This window comes from Rathayibacter tritici, assembly GCF_002932875.1.
GTDB classification, from domain to species: domain Bacteria; phylum Actinomycetota; class Actinomycetes; order Actinomycetales; family Microbacteriaceae; genus Rathayibacter; species Rathayibacter tritici.
In genome coordinates this window covers 1-20,588 of sequence record NZ_PSWS01000002.1, presented here as the reverse complement: position 1 = coordinate 20,588, position 20,588 = coordinate 1, and the positions used below count along the sequence as shown (strand labels likewise).

The following is a 20,588-nucleotide window of genomic DNA, read 5'->3' as shown; positions in this document are numbered from 1 at the left end:
CCGGCTTGTCGCCCGTCATTGCAGACATGCAGGCACTTCGAAGCCCCCGAGGACACATTCTGTGTCCGCCCCGCCGGCATTCAGGAAGTGCTGTCTCAACGACAGCGTAAAATCACGGAGGCACATGCCAGGATCGATAACTCGACAGGGAGTTCCGTTGGACGGAAACGCAACGACCACGCACCGCAACGTCGCATTGCTCTCCGTCGCGACCACGCTGGCTCCGCGCGTGACCACCTCGGCCGAGATCGAGGCGCGGCTCGCTCCGGCGCTCAAGCGCCTCCGGCTCCCCACCGGCCTCCTCCAGCGGGTCGCCGGCGTGCACGAGCGCCGCAATTGGGGCGCCGAGCAGGGCTTCGACGGAGCTGCGATCGACGCCGGCAAGCGGGCTCTCGCTGAGGCCGGAGTGCGCGCCGACCAGATCGGCCTGATCATCAACACGTCGGTGACGCGCAAGCACCTCGAGCCCTCGGTCGCCGTCCGCCTGCACCACGGGCTGGGTCTGCCCTCCTCGGCCATCAACTTCGACATCGCGAATGCGTGCCTGGGCTTCGTCAACGGTATGACCCTCGCCGCGCAGCTGATCGACTCCGGCCAGATCCGCTACGCACTCATCATCGATGGCGAGGACGCCGACGAGATCCAGGTCAACACCATTGAGCGCCTCAGCCGTGAAGGAGTGAAGCGCAAGGACTTCATGAGCGAGTTCGCGAGCCTGACCCTCGGCTCCGGCGCCGCGGCGGCCGTCCTCGGCCCGGCCGACGAGCACCCCAAGGGCCACCGCATCCTCGGCGGCATCACGCGCGCGGCGACCCAGTTCAACGAGCTGTGCATCGGTAGCGTCGACGGCATGTTCACCGACGCAAAGGCGCTGCTCAAGGGCGGGATGGAGCTCGTGCTCTCGGCGTGGAAGGAGGCCACCCGCGACTGGAACTGGACCGGGATGGACCGCTACATCACGCACCAGGTGTCGGATGTGCACACCGCCGCGCTGGTGAAGGCCGTCGGCATCGACCGCAGCCGCGTCCCCACGACCTACCCGACCCTCGGCAACGTGGGCCCGGCGTCGATCCCGATCACCCTCGCCCAGGAGGCCGAGACCCTGCAGCCCGGCAACCGGGTTCTGCTCATCGGAGTGGGCTCGGGCATCAACACCGCGATGCTCGAGATCGCCTGGTGACCGGCGCCCACCCGGCCGAGCGGATCCGCGGAGCGCTCGGCGCCACGGCCGCGGCGCAGCTGCCTCCGACCGGGCTCGACGGGCTCGATCCGGCGTGGTCGCGTCTCGTCGATGCTCCGGATGCGCAGGGCGTCTCCCGTCGCTGGCACCTGCTGGACACGGGTGACGCCCTCGGCGTGGAGCCGGTCGGCACGATCCTCTGCGTGCACGGCAATCCCACCTGGTCGTATCTCTGGCGTCGGCTCGCGGCCGCCACTCTCGAGGCAGCCCGCGGCGGTGGGCCCGCCTGGCGGGTGGTCGCGGTCGATCAGCTCGAGATGGGCTTCTCCGAGCGCACCGGTGCACTGCATCCGCTCGCCGACCGCGTGCGCGAGCTCTCGAACCTCACCGACGTGCTCGGGCTGGACGACGTGGTCACGCTCGGCCACGACTGGGGCGGAGTCGTCTCGCTGGGCTGGGCGGTCGACCACCCGGAGCTGCTGCGCGCCACGATGCTCCTGAACACCGCCGTCCACCAGAGCGCCGACGCGCCGATCCCGGCTCCGCTGCGGCTCGCGCTCGCCTCGGGCGTGCTCGGCGCGTCCACGGTCGGCACGCCGGCCTTCCTCGAGACGACTCTCGCGCTGGGTCACCCGGCGCTGCTCTCCGCTGTGAAGGAGGGATACCGCGCGCCCTACCGGTCTGCGTCGCGCCGCGGGGGAGTGGGTGGCTTCGTCGCCGACATCCCCGTCGACTCCGCGCACCCGAGTGACCCCGAGCTGCAGCGCATCGCCGAGGGCGTCCGCGCCCTGACCGCCCCCGCCCTGATGCTGTGGGGTCCGCTCGATCCGATCTTCTCGGACCGCTACCTCGACGACCTCGTCGACCGCCTCCCGCACGCACAGGTCCACCGCTTCGAGGGCGCGGGTCATCTGCTGGCCGAGGACGTCGACTACGCGTCCGCCGTCCTCACCTGGCTGGGCGACCTCGCCGACGGCGACGAGCCCTTCGGCGGCAACCCGGCCCCCGACGTCCGCCGCCCGAGTGCGCCGGTCGAGTCGCTGTGGGCGCACCTGGATCGGAACGCCGAGGACGACTCCCTCGCCCTGGTCGAGATGGCGCCGCCCGGGGGCGGTGGGCCCCGCTCGGTCTCGTGGCGCCTGCTCTCGCGGCGGGTCCGCGAGCTGGCCGCCGGGCTCCGCGCCTCGGGCGTCGCTCCGGGCGACCGCGTCTCGCTCCTCGTGCCGCCCGGCGCCGATCTGACGGCGCTGCTCTACGCGTGCCTGCGCATCGGAGCCGTCGTGGTCGTTGCCGACGCGGGTCTGGGCCTGCGCGGCCTCACCCGGGCGGTCCGCGGCGCCTGGCCGGATCTGGTGGTCGGCGCCCTGCCCGGGCTCACAGTCGCGCGCGCGCTGCGCTGGCCGGGCGGGCGGGTCTCGACGCAGACGCTGCCGCGCGCCTCCGCCGCCGCTCTCGGCGTCGACACCTCGCTCGGGCAGCTGATCGAGCTTGGTCGCGCCGAGCTGGCCGCGGACCCGGCCGCGCTGGGCGAGGCTCCCGCCGCCGACGCCGTGGCCGCGATCCTGTTCACCTCCGGCTCGACCGGACCCGCCAAGGGCGTCGTCTACACGCACCGCCAGCTGGCGGGCGTCCGCGACGCGCTCGCCCGCCAGTACGGCATCGGACCGGGCACCGGGCTCGTCGCCGGCTTCGCCCCGTTCGCCCTGCTCGGCCCCGCGCTGGGCACGCGATCCGCGACGCCGGACATGGACGTCACCGCGCCCCGCACGCTCACCGCGACCGCCGTCGCCGCGGCCGCCGCCCGGGTCGACGCGACCGTGCTCTTCCTCTCTCCCGCAGCCCTGACGAACGTCGTGGCGACCGCCGAAGCCTTGGGCGCCGACGACCACCGCGCCCTCGCCGGTGTCCGCACCTTCCTGTCGGCCGGAGCTCCCGTCTCGGCGGGACTGCTCGGCGAGGCGCAGGCGCTGATGCCGAACGCCTCCGCCCGCACCCCCTACGGCATGACCGAGGCGCTGCTGCTCACCGACGCAGCGCTCGAGGGCATCCGGGAGGCGGCGTCCGACGACGATCCGCGCGGCGGCGTCTGCGTCGGGGTGCCCGCCGCGGGCGTACGACTGCGGATCGCCCCGCTGGACGCGGACGGTCGGGCCGCCGACGAGCCGGTGGAGATCGTGGGCGTCACCGGCGAGATCGTCGTCTCTGCGGGGCACGTCGAGGACCACTACGAGCGGCTCTGGCTGACCGATCGGGCCGCGCGCATCGGCGCTGTCGCCGGCGAGCGCTGGCACCGCACCGGCGATGTCGGGCGGATCGACTCCGCAGGCCGGCTCTGGGTCGAGGGGCGGATGCCGCACGTCGTGGTCACGCCGGAGGGAGTGGTCACGCCGGTGGGTCCGGAGCAGCGGATCGAGTCACGGGTGGGTTCTGTCGCGCGCGCCGCGGTCGTGGGTGCTGGGCCGCGCGGAGTGGCGCAGTTGGTCGCCGTGGTCGAGCTGCGCTCGGGCGCTCAACGGGTGGCGCTGGCCGAGGAGGCGCTCGCGGCCGAGGTCCGCTCGGCTGTGGGCCGGCGGGTCGCCGCGGTGCTCGTCGTTCCGGCGCTGCCCACCGACATCCGCCACAACTCGAAGATCGACCGGGCCGCGCTCTCGCGCTGGGCCGAGGGCGTGCTGGCGGGCGGCCGGATGGTGGCGCCGTGAGGGTCCTGGTCACCGGCGCGAGCGGGCTGCTCGGAGGCGCGGTGGCCGCGGGCCTCGTCGCCCAGGGCCACGACGTGCGGACCTTCCAGCGCAGGCCTTCCGGGGTGGCGGGCGTCGAGGAGTCACGGGGCTCGCTGACCGATCCGCGCGCGGTGGAGCAGGCGGTCGCCGATTGCGAGGGAGTCGTCCACCTCGCCGCGAAGGTCTCGCTCGCGGGCGACCCGGGCGACTTCGATCGCGTGAACGTCGACGGGACCCGCCGCCTGCTCGCCGCCGCCGCCCGCGCCGGAGCGACTCGCTTCGTCCAGATCTCGTCGCCCTCCGTCGCCCACGCCGGCTCCTCGATCACCGGCGAGGACGCCGAGCCCGCCGATCCGGAGCGGGCCCGCGGCGATTACGCGCGCACCAAGGCCCGCGCCGAGCTGCTGGCCCTCGCGGCCGACGCGCCGGGTTTCTCGGTGGTGGCCGTGCGCCCGCATCTGGTCTGGGGGCCGGGCGACACCCAGCTCGTGGCCCGCATCGTCGAGCGGGCCCGCGCCGGCCGGCTGCCGTTGCTCGGCCACGGGCAGGCGCTGATCGACTCGACGTACATCGACAACGCCGCCTCGGCGATCGTCGCCGCTCTCGGGCGCGCGGAGGAGGTGCACGGCCGCTCCTACGTCGTCACTAATGGTGAGCCCCGGCCTGTCGCCGAACTGCTGGCCGGGATCTGTCGTGCCTCGGGAGTCGAACCGCCGCGGTGGTCGGTCCCCGCGGGCGTCGCGCGGGCTGCCGGCTCGCTCGTCGAGCGCGTGTGGGCCGTGCGACCCGGCGCCGATGAGCCGCCGATGACGCGCTTCCTGGCCGAGCAGCTCTCGACCGCGCACTGGTTCGACCAGCGCCGCACGCGCGCCGACCTGGGCTGGAGCCCGTCGGTGAGCCTGGACGAGGGCCTGGCCCGTCTCGCTGCCTCGTACCGCCCCGGAGACCGACGCACAACGTCAGCTGAGAAGGACTGTCGCGCACGATGACGCGCGACAGGCGCTCTCAGCTGACGTTGCGGGGCGTCCCGCCCGTCCCGGGTCCGGCTGGTCAGCCGGTCGTGATCAGTCGGCGAGGATGAGGTACAGCGCGCGACGGGTCTCGTCGAGCTTCGCGGAGGCGGCGGCGCGCTGGGCCTCGCTCGCTCCACGGAACTGCTGAACGACACCCATCAGCTTGCCGACGTTCTCCATGAACGCCCGGTCGGCGTCGCTCGCACCGGGCGTCGCCTCCCAGGCCGCGGCGAGCTCGTCGGCGTGCTCGCGGACGTAGGTGCCACCCGCGTCCGTGAGCTGGTACTCGGTGCCGCGGCCCTCGCCGACGGCCGTGATGAGGCCCTCGTCGACGAGCTGCTGGAGGGTGGGGTAGACGGAGCCGGGACTGGGGCGCCACGAGCCGTTCGTCTTTTCGGCTATGGCCTTGATCAGGCCGTAGCCGTTCGAGGACTTCTCGGCGAGGAGGGAGAGGAGGGCCGCGCGGACGTCGCCGCGTCTGGCGCGTCCTCCGCCGCGGCCGAAGGGGCCGCCGAAGCCGGGGCCGAAGCCCGGGCCGAAGCCGAAGCCGGGCCCGAAGCCGCGGCCGTGACCGCCGGGTCCGCGTCGCTGGCCGGGGTGCTCCTGGCGGGTGGAGTGGTCGCCGTCGCAGGAGTCGCGGCGGTCGTCGGAGAAGAAGGTCCTGGGGTTCATGGGTGTGCTGCTTTCTGTCGTGGGGGATCTCTGTCGATCGAATCCGTTCGCCCATCGGGAGCGACTGCTCACGATCTGTCGGCGATGCAGTAACGATATATCGGCGACGGATCGACTGTCAAGACGTGAATTCCCCGTAGCCTGGAGGCTCCCCGTCGAGAGGTCCCGCATGCCGCTGCCCGACTCCGAGCTCGAGGCCTACCTCGACTCCTCCCTCCTCGCTGGAGACGTCCTCACCGGCCGCGCGTCCAACCTCGGCAACCTGCGCCGTCTCGCCGCTCGCGAGCCCGCTCACCTCTACGGGGTCGATGTCGCCGAGCACTGGACGCTCGACAGCCTGCTCGCCCTGATGGGGGAGCGCGTGGGGATCAGCACCGATCCCTCCTTCGAGAGCGGGCAGGACCGGATCGACGCCCGCCTGACGATCGCGGGACTCGCCCGCTACCGCGACCGCTTCGCCGCCGCCGTCCGCGAGGGCGCGCTGCTCCTGTTCGCCACCGCGCACCCCGCGACCCTGATGGACGTCTACCGCCGCTTCGCCGCCGCCGCGACGGAGCAGGGCGCCCGCGTGATCGACGTGAACGCCCTGCCGTTCGCCGCGCCCGACGGCATCCGGGTCCCGCTCACCGACGAGCATCAGGCCCTGTGGTGCACCGGCGGGGTGACCTGCGTCTATCGCGGGGGAGGGCTCCAGCACACCCACTCGTCGGAGCCGATGGACGCGCTGCTCGACCGCCTCGACGAGCTCGGGGTCCGCCCCGACCTGGTGATCGCCGACCACGGCTTCGCGGGCGCGGCCGGCCGACGCGGTCTTCCGGTCATCGCGATCGCCGACTGCAACGACCCCGCGGTCTTCGTCGCGGAGGCACAGGGCTCGATCGACGTGGTCGTGCCGATCGACGACGGGCTGGCCGTGCACCTCTACGGGCCGGTGATCGACTACGTCCTCGGCGCCTTCTCGGAGCGCGCGCGCACCTGACGGATCGTAGACTCGCCTTCGGCTCGTCGTGATCCCGGATCCGGCGAGCCGACCGCGTTCCCGAGTCCCCGACTCGCCACCACTGCAGACGGAGCATCCGTGACCCAGCCCCAGGACGGCCTCCTCCCGCGTTTCGCCGTCGGCGTCGATATCGGGGGGACGTCGATCAAGGCCTCGCTCGTCGACGTCACGACCGGCGAGCGTGCGGCCCGGCGTTTCGCTGTGGCGAACCCGCTGGGCAAGGAGCCCGAAGATTTCGCCGCGGCGATCGCCGGTATCGTCCGCGATGTCTCGCCGATCGCGGGCACGCCCGTCGGTGTCGGCTTCCCCGGCATCGTCCGCGGCGGCGTCGTCCGCCAGACCACCCACGTCTCGGAGCGCTGGGTCGGCCTCGACGCGCAGGCCCTGCTGTCGGAGGCGACCGGAGTGGACGTCGTCGTCGTCAACGATGCGGATGCGGCGGGCGTCGCCGAGCGCGAATTCGGCGCGATGCGCGGCCGGGAGGGCCTGCTCCTGCTGACCACTCTCGGTACGGGCATCGGTACGGCGCTCGTGCATGAGGGTGTGGTGATCCCCAACTCTGAGTTCGGCCACCTGCACATCGACGGCCCCGACTTCGAGCCGCAGGTCGGCTTCTCCGCCGTCCGGCGCGAGGGCATCACGCTCGAGGAGTGGGCCGGGCGTCTCGGCGTCTACTACCGGCACCTCGAGATGCTGCTCTCGCCGCAGCTGTTCGTGATCGGTGGCGCGGCCGCGCACGTCTTCGACGAGTTCGCGCGCTTCCTCGACATCGGTACCGAGATCGTCCCCGCCCGCTTCGGCAACGACGCCGGATTCACGGGCGCCGCGATGGTCGCCGTCTCGCCCGACCGTCTCGCCCCCTGGTACCGCTCCACCCGCGGCGCCCGCCTCGCCCCCGGCACCCCCGCCGCCCCCCACCATCGAGGGAACCCCGAGCCGTCGAGGGAACCCGCAGGAGCTGGCTCCCTCGACGAGTCGGGGTTCCCTCAGTGCGCCAGCAGGCGGCGGTAGAGGGCGTCGAGGCGGGCGGCGGCGGCCGGCCAGGAGTGGGTGGCGGCCCAGTCCACGCCGCCGCGGCCGAGGCGCGCCAGGTCACCGGGCGAGCGCAGGAGGTCGAGCATCGCCGCGGCCCACGCTGAGGGTGAGTCGGACGCGAGCAGCACGCCGCTCGCGCCCTCCCGCACCGCATCGATGAGGCCGGTTGTGCGTCGTGCCAGTACCGGCGTCCCGCTACCCGCCGCCTCGAGCGCGATCAGCCCGAAGGTCTCGGCCGCCGACGGCACGAGCGCCAGCCGCGCGCTGCGCAGCCGCAGAGCCACGGTGTCGCGGTCGGCCGGCCCCTCAATCAGCACGCGGTCGGCCAGCGGAGCCGCGGCGGCGCGCACCGCATCGAGGTACGACTCCCGTCCCGCAGCCGCCCCACCGACCAGCCGCAGCACCGGCCGCTCCGTCGGCGTCATCGCTGCGAGTGCCTGCACCGCGAGCAGCTGCCCCTTGAGCGGCTGGACCCGCCCGACCAGGACGACTCCCGAGCGCTCGCCCCCGCCCGGCCGGAACCGTGCGTCGACCCCCGGCGGCACCACGACCACCCGCGCCGGATCCGCGCCGTACCCGTCGACGACGTCCTTCCGCTCCGAGGCGCCCGCCACCACGATCGCGTCGGCCGCCGCGAGCACCGAGTGTTCCGCGTCAATCCTCTGCGGCGGCTCAGGGACGTCTCCCGGAGCGAGCCGGGCGTTCTTCGCCAGCGAACTGGAGTGCATCGAGTGCACGTGCGGCCGCCCGGTGAGCATCCCGGCGAGCCCGGACACCCAGTAGTGGGAGTGGACCACGTCCGCTCCCGCCGCGGCGCGCGCGAATTCCGGCGCCGTGGAGGCCAGCGCGTACTTGTCGCCCGGCGGCACGGGAACGCCGACCACCCGCACGCCGGGTGCGAGCATCCGCACGCCCTCGCCACGGGTCAGCACCTCGACCTCCCAGCCCAGCGCCGCCAACTCCGGCAGGATCGCCGCCAGGTAGACGTTCATGCCGCCCGCGTCGCCCGTCGAGGGCTGCTCGAGCGGGGAGGTGTGCGCCGAGACGACGGCCAGACGGGGCATTCCTCCATCGTAGGGACGGCCGTGCGTCCTCCGAGATCCCGCCCAGCGGCCCGCCGCGTCCCCGGGATCGGGTTGAATAGGCGGATGCGTTCGTTCGAGCGCGGAGAGCGTGAGGTTCATGGCCCGCCAGAGTCCCCCCGGTGAGGTGCTGCCGTCGGCCGCACCCGGGTCGGTGACCGCCGGCCACGAGCCCTTCTGGGAGCAGGACATCCGCGCACTCGTCGGCACCGCCGCGTTCGAGAAGGGCGCCGCCTACGCCGACGAGGGACGCGTCCGCGAGCTGCAGTGGTTCGGCGGCAGAACGCGCCTCTTCGGCCAGGTCCGCGGATCCGGTCGGCTGCCCTACGCGGTGAGCGTGCAGTTGCGCGACGAGGGCGAGCACTGGAGCCTGCTCGGCGGCGCCTGCAGCTGCCCGGTCAAGCGCGAGTGCAAGCACGTCGCGGCCGTCCTGATCGAGGCCCTGCGCCGCGAGCGCGAGGGCGGAGTGGCCGGCCCGTTCCCGGGTGAGGCCGCCGTCGACGCGGTCCCGGAGTGGCGCAGTGCACTCGCTCCGCTGCTCGCCGGAGCCGACCGCTCGCGGACCGGCATCCCGCTGGGCCTGCAATTCGAGCTGCTGCCCGGCGAGCCCGTGCGCCGCCCGCCCGGCCGCTACAACTCCTACCGCCCGCCGCCCGAGCCGCGCCCGCGCCTCGGCGTCCGCCCGGTGCGGATGGGCGAGCGCGACCGCTGGGTGCGCACCGGCGCGAGCTGGCGCGACCTCGGGTACCTGCATTACAGCCACGACTACGACGAGCGCCAGATCGACGTCGTCCGCGAGATGCAGGGCCTGCTCACCGGCCACAGCGCCTCCAGTTACTACTCGCCCGACACCTGGCTCTACCTCGACCAGTGCCGGAGCGAGGCGATTTGGGCGGCCCTGCACGGCGCCGTCCGCGCGGGCATCGGCCTGGTGATGGGTGATCGCGACCAGACGCCGCTGAAGATCCTCGACACCACGGCCACCGCCTCCATCGACGTCACACGCACCCCTGCGGGCCTCGAGCTGCGCTCGCTCGTCGCGATCGGTGACCACCCGGCCCCCGAGGAGTTCGGTTTCATCGGCGACCCGGCCGTCGGCCTCTACACCTGGGAGGGGGGCGATGAGCTGCGTGCCCGCCCGGTCACCCTCATCCCGTTCGCCGCGCCGCTGCTGTCCTCGGCGCGCACGTTCCTGTGGAGCCGCGAGGCCATCCGCATCCCGATGGCCGAGGAATCGGCCTTCCTCACCGAGCACTACCAGCGGCTGCATCGCCTGTTCGACATCGTCTCCCGCGACGGCTCCTTCGAGGCGCCCGCCGTGCCCGAGCCGCGGCTGGGGCTCACCCTCGAGCACACGGAGGGCGCGGGCCTGCGCGGCTCGTGGTGGTGGCGTTACGCGGTGGAGGGGGCGCGCGGCGTCGACGCCGAGCGGCTGCCGCTCCGGGTCGGCGAGGACGCCGGCTACCGCGACCTCGACGCCGAGCAGCGCATCCTCGACTCCCTCGTCGGCGCGGGCCTGGACCCGGAGTCGACCCCCGCACTGGTCTCGCCGTCGAGCAGGCGCCTACGCCCCACTTTCGACCTGCGCGGCATGCAGACCGTCGGCTTCCTCGCCGGCGAGGTCGAGCGGCTCCACGAGCTCGGCACGGTCGAGATCGAGGAGATCGGCGAGAGAGTCGAGTACCGCGAGGCGCAGACGGCTCCCGTGGTTGCCGTGCAGACCGTCGCTCAGCCCGACAGCCGCGACTGGTTCAACCTCGAGATCTCGGTCACGGTCAACGGTGAGGCGGTCCCGCTCGCCGAGATCTTCCTCGCCCTCGCCCGCGGCGACGAGTACATGGTGCTGCCCAGCGGCGTCTACTTCGCCCTTGACGACGAACGCTTCGGCCGACTTCGCGAGCTGATCGCCGAGGCCCGAGAGCTCTCGGACGACCCCGGCGAGACCCTGCGGATCAGCCGCTTCCAGTCCTCGCTCTGGGACGAGCTGGTCGAACTGGGCGTCGTGGAGGCGCAGGCCGCCGCCTGGCGCCGCTCCGTCGAGGGCCTCTCCGGCTTCACCGCGACCGGTGCCCTGGAGCCCCGCGTCCTCCCCGAGGGCTTCGCCGTCGAGCTGCGGCCCTACCAGCAGCTCGGCTACGACTGGCTCTCGTTCCTCTACGACAACCAGCTCGGCGGCGTACTCGCGGACGACATGGGCCTGGGCAAGACCGTGCAGTCCCTCGCTCTGGTCAGCCGGGTGATGCAGGAGCAGCGCGCCGCGGCCCAGGAGGCGGGCACCTCGCCGCGCCCGTTCCTCGTTGTCGCGCCCACCAGCGTCGTGCCCAACTGGGTCGGCGAGGCCAAGCGGTTCGCCCCGGACCTGCGCGTGGTCGGCATCGACGAGACGTCGAAGAAGAAGCGGAAGGCGCTCTCGAGCGTCATCGGCGAGGCGGAGCTGGTGGTCACCTCCTACGCCCTGTTCCGGCTCGACTACGAGTCGTATTCGGGCATCCAGTGGTCGGGGCTCCTCCTCGACGAGGCGCAGTTCGTCAAGAACCGCCAGTCGGCCACGCACCAGCTCGCGCGCCGCCTCGACGTTCCCTTCAAGCTCGCCATCACCGGCACGCCGATGGAGAACAACGTGATGGAGCTGTGGTCGCTCCTGTCGATCGTCGCTCCGGGCCTGTTCCCCTCGCCCGCCGGCTTCGTCGAGTTCTACCAGAAGCCGATCGAGCGCGAGGCCGACAGCGAGAAGCTCTCGCAGCTGCGGCGGCGCATCCGCCCGCTGATGCTGCGGCGCACCAAGGAGCTCGTCGCGAAGGAGCTGCCGCCCAAGCAGGAGCAGACTCTCGAGGTCGAGCTCGGCCCGAAGCAGCGCAAGGTCTACGACACCTATTTAGCGCGGGAGCGGCAGCGGGTGCTCGGCCTGATCGGCGACTTCGAGAAGAACCGTTTCGCGATCTTCCGCGCGCTGACGGTGCTGCGCCAGGTCGCCCTCGACGCGGCGCTGGTCGACGAGGCGCACGAGAGCGTCCCCTCCACCAAGCTCGACCTGCTCGACGAGCTGCTGGGCGACGCGCTCGGCGAGGGTCATCGCGTGCTGGTCTTCAGCCAGTTCACGCGGTTCCTCGGCCGGGTCCGCGGCCGGCTCGACGCGGCCGGCATCGAGTACGCCTACCTCGACGGAGCGACGAAGAAGCGCGACGAGGTCATCGAGCGGTTCCGCTCGGGTGAGGCGGGCGTGTTCCTGATCTCGCTCAAGGCGGGCGGCTTCGGGCTCAACCTCACCGAGGCCGACTACTGCATCCTGCTCGACCCGTGGTGGAACCCGGCCACGGAGTCGCAGGCCGTCGACCGCGCGCACCGCATCGGCCAGACCCGCTCGGTGATGGTCTACCGGCTCGTGGCGAAGGACACGATCGAGGAGAAGGTGATGGCCCTCAAGGAGGCGAAGGCCGCGCTCTTCGCGGCGGTCATGTCCGACGACGGCGCCGCTGCCACGGGCGGGATCACCGCCGAGGACGTGCGCGAGCTGCTGGGCTGAGCGCGGGCGCTACTCCCGCACCTGCTCCAGCAGGGTCGCGACGGCGAAGCGGGTGTCGGAGGCCAGGCGCCCCAAGCGGTGCGCCGCGCGGATCGACACGGGCCGGTGGGGATGCACGAGCCGCCGGGCCGCTGTGCAGGGCAGCGCGAAGGCGGCGACGATCCCCGCGTCGATCCCGTCCAGTCCGCCGTCGTCCCGACCGAACACGAGTTCGCGGCCTTCGCGGGCGAGAGGCTCGGGCAGGTCGGCCTCGCCGATCGGGAGGCGCAGCACGGCCAACAGGCCCGCCGCCAGCACGCGGCGGGGCAGCGGGCGGCCCAGACGTTCCGCCGCGTGCACGGTGAAGAAGTCGGCCTGCCGCTCCAGGACGCCGATGATCGCCTCGGCGAGGCGCTCCATCTCGGGGTGCAGCGAGAGCCGGGCGAGCCGACGGTAGCTGTGCATCGCGATTCGCGCATCCACCGCAAGCGCCAGCGCGATCGGACCAGGGAGGGCGGCCGCGACGCGGTTCACGAGTGGGCGCGACTCGACGGTCGGCTCCGGTGGCCGGACGTCGATGCCGCGGATCTGCGGCGAGGCTGCGAGCACGTCGCCCAGCGCGTCGGCGATCCGGTGCCGCTCGGCCGCCCAGACCGTCGCGAATGAGCGGACCTGGGCGTCGGGATGGGCGCGGGCGATCGGCAGCACCCGGGCGAGAGCGGCGTGCTCGATTGCGTGCAGGTACGCGGTGGCGACGATCGCCTCGCGATCCAGCGGCACCTCCTCGAACTCGCGCACCGAGAAGTGCTCGCGCAGGGTTCCCGGCGCATGACGGCGGTGGTCGTCGAGATCGAACGGTTCCGCGATGCCCACGTCGTGCTCCTCCGCTAGGGTCGTCCTTCCATCCTGGGCCCCTCGCGAGGGAGGCGGAAGAGCACGCGCCTCTCCCCGCGACACTGGGAGCCGGTCCTCAGGCGGACACCCCCGATTCGTCACGAACGGCTGCTCCGAGCCGCCGATCTCCGGTGGGATCGGCCCCTTCTCAACCGTGCGCGTCCTAGGGGAGTAGGTCGCCGTTAACGTCCATGATGTCGTCCGGGTTGATCGGCGCCTTCCCCGTGCTCACCTGCAACGGGATCACCGCGCCCCGCAGAGCCGTTTTGCCGGTACTCGGCGTGGTCGTCACCACGGAACCCTCGGGGATCTTGGCGGACGCGGCCGGCTCCGTGATGCCGACGACGAAGCCCGCAGCCTCCAGGGTGGCTGACGCATCGGCGACGGTCTTCCCGGTCACATCCGGCACCTCGGCGAGGGTCGCGCCGCGCGGCGAGTTGGCGAGCATCGAGGCGGGCGGATCGGCGAAGTTGTCGCCGCCGTACTTCTGATCGAGCGCCGTCATGATCGGCTTCCAAATGGCGTGGCGGGCGTTCGAGGCCTTGATCGATCCCGACTCGCCGGTGATGGTCGTGAAGCGCAGGTTCTGCTTGGTGTGGTTGTCGAAGCCCTTGATGCTGCCCACCCAGACGGCGAGCGAGGCCGCCCTGCTCGCGCCGGCGGTCCAGACGTCGGCCGCCTCGTCCGTCGTCCCCGTCTTGCCGATGTGCTCGATGCCATCGCGGGGGTTCGAGGCGGTGGCGGTACCCGAGGTCATCACTCGCTGCATCGCGTACTGCATACCGCGAGCGACCTCGGGAGTCACCGATGCTCGGCAGTTCGAGTCGGGGGTGGCGACAGCGGCTCCGTCGGAGTCGGTGATCCGGTCGATGACGACGGCGTCGCAGGTCGTGCCATCGTTCGCGATGCCCGCGTACGCGCTCGCCATAGTGAGCGGGGCGATCTCGTTGGTACCCAGGACGGCGGCCGGGCCGCTACTGAGCTCCTTGCCGTTCGCGCCGTGCACTCCGAACGATTCGGCGGTCGTACGGATGTCGCAGAGATCGAGCTTGTTGGCCATGCCCATGAAGCCGGTGTTGATCGAATTGGTCGTGGACTCGAGCGCCGTCATGGAGGAGGAGTCCTCGGACGGATCATCGTTCCTCGGTGCGAACCGCTCGCCCTGGTAGTAGCCGCTCTCGACATTGCACTTCTTGGCGTAGGAGCCGAACCCCGACGTCGGCGACGGGAACGACTCGTTGATCGTGTGCCCCGCCTTCAGCCACTGCGCCAGCGTGAACACCTTGTAGGTCGATCCGGTCTGGACGCCGGAGCCGCCCCCCATGCTGAGGTCGACGTTGAGGTTGATGGCGCTGTAGCCGGGATTGGCGGTGAGGAACTGCTCGTCCTGGCTGTACTTCGTGTTCTGCACCATCGAGAGCACGCGGCCCGTCTTGGCCTCGACGGAGGCGGCGGTCGCGCCGAGCTGGAAGCGCGGGTCCACCGAGGGAACGTAGGCGTTCAACGCCGCCTGCGAGGCCTGCTGGATGTCGAGGTCGAGGGTTGTCACGACGTCGAAGCCGCCCTGGCGGATGCGCTGGTAGCGCTCATCGTCGCTCGCTCCGAAGACGGTGTCGTTGCGGAGGACGTTGAGCACGTAGTCGCAGAAGTAGGCGGCGTCCCCGGCCGTGGTGCAGCCGGTCGAGGGCTCGGTGATGTTCGGGGTGATCGGTTCGGCGACGGCGGCGTCGTACGCGGCCTGGTCGATTCGGCCGTGCTTGAGCTCCTCCGAGAGGATGTAGTCGCGACGCTCCTTGGTGGCGGCATAGCCGTTCGCGGCGCCGTTCGTCTCATCGCCCGGATTGTCGAAGCTGAACTTCACCGGGTTGTTCACGATCGCGAGCAGCGCCGCCGCCTGGGGGGTGGAGAGCTGGCTCGCGGGGATGCCGTAGTAGTAATTGGCCGCGGCCTCGATGCCGTACACCGTGCCTCCGAAGAGGGCGATGTTGAGGTAGCCGAGCAGGATGTCGTCCTTCGACGCCTCCTTCTCGAGCCCGATCGCGAGCCGCATCTCTTTCAGCTTGCGCTCCGGCGTCGGCGCGGTCGCCTCGTCGTAGGCCTCGGCGCGCTCGGCCTTGTCGGGGATCGACTCCGCCTTCTGCACGAGGACGTTCTTGACGTACTGCTGCGTGATCGACGAACCGCCCTGGAGGTCCTCGCCCGCCAGCGTGACGGCGATCGCGCGGAGCGTCCCCTGGAGGTCGATGCCTCCGTGCTGGTAGAAGCGCGGGTCCTCGCCGGCGACGGCGGCGTCCTTCGCGGACTGCGCAACGTCGTCCCAGCCGACCTCGACGCGGTTCTGGTCGTAGACGGAGGCGAGCAGGGTCGTGCCGTTGCTCGCGTAGATGTTGGTGCGCTGCATCAGATGGCCCACGTCGAGGTAGCCGGGCAGGTTCTGGAACATGCCGATCGTGTTACTCGTGGCGAGGCCCGTCAGCGCGAGGGCCGGAGTGACGCCGACGGTGATCAGGACACCCGCTACAGCACTCATCCCGATGAAGCCCATGACTGCCCGCAGTGACATCCCGAGCGGCCGGACGGAGCGGCGGGATGCAGTGGGGAGCGTCATGGAGGGTCGTCCTTTCGACGCGGCGAGCGGCCGCGGAGATGCAGGGGGAGGGTGGCGAGAGCCTCGCGAACAGTCGCGCGATCCCCCGCGCTCATGGTACGTGACGCGCGCGCCCGGGCGGCGTCCTCCTCCCGGTGGAGATGCGAGCTGGCGGGCGATGTGCACGAGGGGGCGCGCCCGAGGTGCTGACCTGGAGTCACTGCATCCGTATCGTGGGGGATGCGCCTGCCCGGTGGGCGCTCCAGCACCTGTTCCACCGACGGCTCCGGGGCCACGGTCGACCGCCCCAGCAGAAAGCGCACATCATGGCACGCATTCACGACGACGTGACCCAGCTCGTCGGCAGGACACCTCTCGTCCGCATCAACCGCCTCGACGGCGCTGATCGGGCAACGGTCCTGGCGAAGCTCGAGTTCTACAACCCGGCGAACAGCGTGAAGGACCGGATCGGCGTCGCGATCATCGACGCGGCAGAGGCCTCGGGGGAACTGCCTCCCGGCGGGACGATCGTCGAGGGCACGAGCGGCAACACCGGCATCGCCCTCGCGATGGTCGGAGCCGCCCGCGGCTACTCGGTGATCCTCACGATGCCCGAGACGATGTCCGTCGAGCGCCGGGTCCTCTCCGGGCCTACGGAGCCGAGATCGTGCTGACTCCCGGTAGCGAGGGCATGCGCGGTGCAGTCGAGCGCGCCCGTGCGATCGTCGACAGCACTCCCGGCGCCATCCTCGCCCGCCAGTTCGAGAACGCCGCCAACCCGGAGGTGCACCGCCGCACCACGGCGGAGGAGGTCTGGGAGGACACCGACGGCGAGGTCGACGTCTTCGTGGCCGGTATCGGCACCGGCGGCACCATCACCGGGGTCGGACAGGTGCTCAAGGAGCGCAAACCCGGTGTGCAGATCATCGGAGTGGAGCCGATCGACTCCCCGCTCCTCACCCAGGGGACCGCCGGTCCGCACAAGATCCAGGGCATTGGCGCCAACTTCGTCCCCGCGATCCTCGACCGTGAGATCTACGACGAGATCATCGACGTCACGCTCGAGGACTCGGTGCGGGTGGCCCGGGAGATGGCCGCACAGGAGGGCATCCTCGGTGGCATCTCCTCCGGCTCGATCATGTGGGCCGCGCTCGAGGTCGCGAAGCGCCCCGAGAACGCCGGCAAGACCATCGTCGCCATCGTCTGCGACTTCGGCGAGCGGTACATCTCTACCGTTCTCTACGAGGACCTCCCCAGCTGAAACCCTCGAACCACGGCAGGACGCCCCGCTCCGGACGGGACCGCCGCGTCCTGTCCGGGCCGGAGGCGCCCGGAGTGCTCGCCCGGCTCCGCGAGGACGTCCGCACCGCCCAGGAGCGCGACCCCGCCGCCCGCAGCGCGGTGGAGGTCGTCTTCGCCTACCCGGGCGTGCACGCGATCTGGGTGCACCGTGTCGCGCACGCCTGGTGGCGGCGCGGTCTGCGCCTGCCCGCCCGGCTGCTCAGCCAGGCGGCGCGGGCGGCGACCGGAGTCGAGATCCACCCCGGTGCGACCATCGGTCGGCGCCTTTTCATCGACCACGGCATGGGAGTGGTGATCGGGGAGACCGCGCGGATCGGTGAGGACTGCATGCTGTACCACGGCGTCACGCTGGGCGGGAAGTCGGCCAGGCGCGAGCGCCGGCATCCCACGCTCGGTGATCGAGTGGTCGTGGGGGCGGGCGCGGTCGTTCTTGGCCCGGTCATGCTCGGCTCCGATGTCAGCGTGGGCGCGAACGCCGTCGTGGTCAAGGATGCACCCGACGGAGCGATACTCGTCGGCATTCCTGCCCGCGATCTACGCGCGCAGGGCCGTGCCGAGGACGCGCTCGCCGCGTCGGGCTTTTTCACCGACCCGTCCCTCCAGCTCTGATCTGCGTGGATCAGTCGCCTCCGCGCGGCGTGATGTCGCGTGGAGCCCCCTTGATCTGAGCGAAAGCGTCGAGCGCGTAAGCCCGTGTCTCCTTCAGGTCGACGATCGGTGCAGGGTAGGCGTCAGGACCGCCAGCGAGCGTGTCCTCGAGCGTCCACGGCTCGTGCACGGCGGCGCCCTCCACCTCGCCCAGTTCGGGCACATTGTGGCGGATGTACACCCCGGCCGGATCGAACTTCTTCGACTGGGTGACCGGGTTGAAGACTCGGAAGAACGGCGACGCGTCGGCTCCGGAGCCCGCCACCCATTGCCAGTTCGCGGCATTACTGGCCGGATCCGCGTCGACGAGTGTGTCCCAGAACCAGTCCTCGCCCACCCGCCAGTCGACCAGCAGATTCTTGATCAGGAACGACGCGGTCACCATCCGAACGCGGTTGTGCATGTACCCGGTGCGCCAGAGCTCGCGCATTCCGGCATCGACCAGCGGGTAGCCGGTGCGGCCCTGATGCCAGGCGTCGATCGCCTCTTCGCCGGGGCGGCCCCACGGGAACGAGTCGAATCGGGTGTCGAAGTTCGCGGTCGCCAGGTCCGGCCAGTGGAACAGCAGGTGGTAGCAGAACTCCCGCCAGAGCACCTCGGACAGGAACCGGTCACTCCCGTCGCCGCGGTGCAGCCCCTTCGCGTGCGCCTCCTCCAGCGCGTGCCACACCTGGAACGGACTGACCTCGCCCCAGCGCAGGTGCGGCGAGAGATTCGAGGTGGCGTCCTCGGCGGGCTGGTCGCGTCCCTCGGCGTAGTCGTCGAGCTGCTCGGCGAGGAAGGCGCGCAGCCGGTCGGTCGCCGCCTTCTCGCCGGGCGTCCAGCGTTCGCGCAGGCCCTGGGGCCAGTCGGGGTGCGTGGGCAGCAGCTCCCAGTCGTCGAGGGAGTCGGAGGCGACGTCGCCTGCGTAGCCCTCGAGCGAGCGCGGGCGGGGCAGCGGCGCGCGCGGCGTCTGCTTGGCGCGGCAGGCGCGCGCGAAGGGCGTGTAGACGGAGTAGGGGCCGCCCGCGCCGGTCTGCACCGTCCACGGCTCGAACAGCAGGGAGCCCTGGTGGCTCTCGGCCTCGCGTCCGCCGTCGCGGAGCGACTCCTTCACCGCCGCGTCGACGGTGCGTTCGGCCTTTCCATAGCGACGATTCCAGTGCACGGCTCCGGCACCGATCTCGTCGGCGAGCTGCAGGATGACGGCCTCCGCCGGTCCTCGGCGCAGGATCAGCGTCGCTCCGTGCTCCTGCAGGTCGGCGGCGAGGGCTGCAAGACTGCCGTGCAGCCACCAGCGGGCAGCGCCCCCGAGTGGCCGGATCCCCGCCGACTCTTCGTCGAGCACGTAGCAGACCGCGACCTCGCTGCCCCGGTCGACCGCGGCGCGCAGGGCGGGGTTGTCGGCCAGGCGCAGATCGTCGCGGAGCCAGACGAGGGTGGGGGAGGCGTCACTCATGATGACCCCCATGATCCGCGAATCCCGCGCCCCGGCGAAGACCTGGTCGGGCGCTGCAGCCCGTGCTAGCGAGGCGGATCAGGAGGTGGCGATGCCGTCGCGGAGCTTGTCGCAGAGCGCGGTCAGCTGCCGCAGCTCGTCCTCGTCGAGTGCCCCACCGACCTGCTCCGAGATGGTCGTCATGTGGGTGAGCGCGACGCGCCGGAAGAGCGCGTAGCCCTCGTCGGTGATGGTGATGATCGTGCCGCGCGCATCCGCCGGGTCTTCGCTCTTCTCCACGCAGCCGCGGGCGGCGAGCCGGTCGATCAGCCGACTGACGCTGGGCTGGGTCAGCAGGACGTGCCGGTTCAGGTCGCGCAGGCGTGCGCGCCGCTCGGGCTGACGAGTGAGGTTGAAGAGGACGTCGTACTCATTCATCGAGATCTCCCGCGAGGGGAACTCGGTGCTCAGGGCACGCATCACGTGGACCTGGGCGCGGAAGAGCGCCTCCCACGCAGCGACGGCCTCTCTCGACCCCACTGGTCCTCCTTCGTCGCGCCAAGGAAGCGGTTCCCTGACATCCAGACGCCATACAGCCTACGCCGCGGGCATTCAGGCGCAGCTGAGGAGGAGATGGTCGCCCGGGAACGACAGAAGGCCGACCGCTGAGGCGAGCGGCCGGCCTTCCTTCCCTTGCACCAAGAGTGTCCTGCAATCACTTTTCGCGCTTCTCCGCCACAGCAAACGGTTGACGCATCTGAACTATATAACGGCCGGGTAACGGCGCAACCACCTGTTTGCTGGGAGCTCTCTGAGCCCCTCCAGTAGCTGCCCGCCGCGCCGGGGTCGCGTCAGAACAGATCTGGCGACGGCGTCGACGCGTAGCGGATGGCGACGTCCGCGTGGCGATCGAAGCGGTAGCCGACGCCGCGGACGGTGCGGACAATCTCCTCGTAGCGGCCGAGCTTGGCCCGGAGCCGACGGACATGGACGTCGATAGTGCGCTCGTTCGGAGCGTCGTCGTCGGCAGCGCCCCAGAGCGAGGCGATGAGCTCGGCGCGCTCGATGGTGCGGCCCTCGCGGAGCACGAGGTACTGGAGAAGCTCGAACTCCTTGTACGTCAGGGCGGTGGTCTCGTCGTCGAGGATCACGCGCTTGCGCGAGATGTCGATGACGACTCCGCCGGGCGCCCGATCGAGGTCGGGTTCGGCGTCCGCGCGGCGCTTGGCAACGGCGGCCGGATCCTGGAGCGCGAGGCGGACGACGTCGACGTCACGGCCGCCGACGCCCTGCGGGGCGAGAGCAACGGAGGCGTAGGTTTCGGCGTCGGGCGCGAGTTGGGCCGTAATGCGCTTGAGCTCGTCGACCAGGCGGCCGAGGTCGACTCCGGCGGCGCGGGCCTTGGCTTCGTCAATGCCGACGTAGAGGGCGAATCCGCGGGCCTCCGTCCCCTGGGGGACGGCGCGGAGGCGGGGTGCGGCGGGGGGGTCGCCGACTGGCTGGAGGCGGGGAGCGCCTGTGGTGGCGGTGGTGGGG

Annotated in this window: 14 protein-coding genes and 1 pseudogene; 8 read left to right on the top strand and 7 right to left on the bottom strand. The window is 71.6% G+C overall.

Annotation, left to right across the window (positions count from 1 at the left end):
- Window positions 1-124: 124 nt before the first annotated feature.
- Genes C5D07_RS00680 through C5D07_RS00670 form a run of 3 tightly spaced genes read left to right on the top strand, consistent with a single transcriptional unit; the run spans window position 125 to window position 4,889 of the window.
- Entirely contained in the window at window positions 125-1,180 is a 1,056-nt protein-coding gene (locus C5D07_RS00680; RefSeq protein WP_104258384.1) for a 3-oxoacyl-ACP synthase III, read from the top strand.
- Window positions 1,177-3,879, top strand: coding sequence for an alpha/beta fold hydrolase (locus tag C5D07_RS00675; RefSeq protein ID WP_249028138.1), 2,703 nt, complete (start codon window positions 1,177-1,179; stop codon window positions 3,877-3,879). The genes C5D07_RS00680 and C5D07_RS00675 overlap by 4 nt, the downstream gene beginning before the upstream one ends.
- Entirely contained in the window at window positions 3,876-4,889 is a 1,014-nt protein-coding gene (locus C5D07_RS00670) for an NAD-dependent epimerase/dehydratase family protein (RefSeq protein WP_068255465.1), read from the top strand. Before C5D07_RS00675 ends, C5D07_RS00670 begins: the two co-directional genes overlap by 4 nt.
- A gap of 75 nt (window positions 4,890-4,964) precedes the next feature.
- Here the strand turns inward: C5D07_RS00670 and C5D07_RS00665 are convergent, their stop codons facing one another.
- Window positions 4,965-5,585, bottom strand: a complete 621-nt coding sequence (locus C5D07_RS00665) for a PadR family transcriptional regulator (RefSeq protein ID WP_104258383.1) — start codon at window positions 5,583-5,585, stop codon at window positions 4,965-4,967.
- A 169-nt stretch (window positions 5,586-5,754) separates the two neighbouring features.
- Here C5D07_RS00665 and C5D07_RS00660 point away from each other — a divergent pair, with 169 nt between their 5' ends.
- Both C5D07_RS00660 and C5D07_RS00655 read left to right on the top strand, forming a co-directional pair.
- Complete coding sequence (locus C5D07_RS00660; RefSeq protein WP_104258382.1) at window positions 5,755-6,564, top strand: phosphatase; 810 nt, start codon at window positions 5,755-5,757, stop codon at window positions 6,562-6,564.
- Between the two features lie 99 nt (window positions 6,565-6,663).
- The gene (locus tag C5D07_RS00655) at window positions 6,664-7,596 is read left to right on the top strand and encodes an ROK family protein (RefSeq protein ID WP_249028137.1); all 933 of its coding nucleotides are present in this window, start codon (window positions 6,664-6,666) and stop codon (window positions 7,594-7,596) included.
- Here the strand turns inward: C5D07_RS00655 and C5D07_RS00650 are convergent.
- Window positions 7,572-8,684 (bottom strand): glycosyltransferase, encoded by a 1,113-nt coding sequence (locus C5D07_RS00650; RefSeq protein WP_068255455.1) that lies wholly within the window; start codon window positions 8,682-8,684, stop codon window positions 7,572-7,574. The genes C5D07_RS00655 and C5D07_RS00650 overlap by 25 nt on opposite strands.
- Window positions 8,685-8,802: 118 nt before the next feature.
- On the opposite strand from C5D07_RS00650, the gene C5D07_RS00645 reads away from it, so the two are divergent.
- Window positions 8,803-12,225, top strand: a complete 3,423-nt coding sequence (locus C5D07_RS00645) for a DEAD/DEAH box helicase (protein WP_068255452.1) — start codon at window positions 8,803-8,805, stop codon at window positions 12,223-12,225.
- Window positions 12,226-12,234: 9 nt separating this feature from the next.
- On the opposite strand, the gene C5D07_RS00640 is transcribed toward C5D07_RS00645, so the two are convergent.
- Both C5D07_RS00640 and C5D07_RS00635 read right to left on the bottom strand, forming a co-directional pair.
- Entirely contained in the window at window positions 12,235-13,077 is an 843-nt protein-coding gene (locus C5D07_RS00640; RefSeq protein ID WP_068255450.1) for a hypothetical protein, read from the bottom strand.
- Between the two features lie 184 nt (window positions 13,078-13,261).
- Window positions 13,262-15,706 (bottom strand): transglycosylase domain-containing protein, encoded by a 2,445-nt coding sequence (locus C5D07_RS00635; RefSeq protein WP_104258380.1) that lies wholly within the window; start codon window positions 15,704-15,706, stop codon window positions 13,262-13,264.
- Window positions 15,707-16,011: 305 nt separating this feature from the next.
- On the opposite strand from C5D07_RS00635, the pseudogene cysK reads away from it, so the two are divergent.
- Together cysK and epsC are read left to right on the top strand one after the other, a co-directional pair.
- Window positions 16,012-16,946, top strand: a pseudogene (gene cysK, locus C5D07_RS00630) (cysteine synthase A).
- A gap of 74 nt (window positions 16,947-17,020) precedes the next feature.
- Complete coding sequence (epsC, locus tag C5D07_RS00625) at window positions 17,021-17,596, top strand: serine O-acetyltransferase EpsC (protein WP_068255440.1); 576 nt, start codon at window positions 17,021-17,023, stop codon at window positions 17,594-17,596.
- A gap of 10 nt (window positions 17,597-17,606) precedes the next feature.
- On the opposite strand, the gene C5D07_RS00620 is transcribed toward epsC, so the two are convergent.
- The 3 genes from C5D07_RS00620 to C5D07_RS00610 form a co-directional block, all read right to left on the bottom strand.
- Window positions 17,607-19,073, bottom strand: a complete 1,467-nt coding sequence (locus C5D07_RS00620) for a cryptochrome/photolyase family protein (RefSeq protein ID WP_104258417.1) — start codon at window positions 19,071-19,073, stop codon at window positions 17,607-17,609.
- Between the two features lie 78 nt (window positions 19,074-19,151).
- The gene (locus C5D07_RS00615) at window positions 19,152-19,532 is read right to left on the bottom strand and encodes a MarR family winged helix-turn-helix transcriptional regulator (RefSeq protein ID WP_104258416.1); all 381 of its coding nucleotides are present in this window, start codon (window positions 19,530-19,532) and stop codon (window positions 19,152-19,154) included.
- Window positions 19,533-19,903: 371 nt separating this feature from the next.
- The coding region (locus C5D07_RS00610) for a winged helix-turn-helix domain-containing protein (protein ID WP_104258379.1) at window positions 19,904-20,588 on the bottom strand (685 nt) is incomplete at its 5' end.

What these genes read in the sequence shown, in the direction of transcription:
- C5D07_RS00680 (WP_104258384.1), top strand. Translation starts at nt 125, where the DNA reads ATGCCAGGATCGATAACTCGACAGGGAGTTCCGTTGGACGGAAACGCA.
- C5D07_RS00665 (WP_104258383.1), bottom strand. Translation starts at nt 5,585, where the DNA reads ATGAACCCCAGGACCTTCTTCTCCGACGACCGCCGCGACTCCTGCGAC.
- C5D07_RS00660 (WP_104258382.1), top strand. Translation starts at nt 5,755, where the DNA reads ATGCCGCTGCCCGACTCCGAGCTCGAGGCCTACCTCGACTCCTCCCTC.
- C5D07_RS00650 (WP_068255455.1), bottom strand. Translation starts at nt 8,684, where the DNA reads ATGCCCCGTCTGGCCGTCGTCTCGGCGCACACCTCCCCGCTCGAGCAG.
- C5D07_RS00645 (WP_068255452.1), top strand. Translation starts at nt 8,803, where the DNA reads ATGGCCCGCCAGAGTCCCCCCGGTGAGGTGCTGCCGTCGGCCGCACCC.
- C5D07_RS00635 (WP_104258380.1), bottom strand. Translation starts at nt 15,706, where the DNA reads ATGACGCTCCCCACTGCATCCCGCCGCTCCGTCCGGCCGCTCGGGATG.
- C5D07_RS00620 (WP_104258417.1), bottom strand. Translation starts at nt 19,073, where the DNA reads ATGAGTGACGCCTCCCCCACCCTCGTCTGGCTCCGCGACGATCTGCGC.
- C5D07_RS00615 (WP_104258416.1), bottom strand. Translation starts at nt 19,532, where the DNA reads ATGCGTGCCCTGAGCACCGAGTTCCCCTCGCGGGAGATCTCGATGAAT.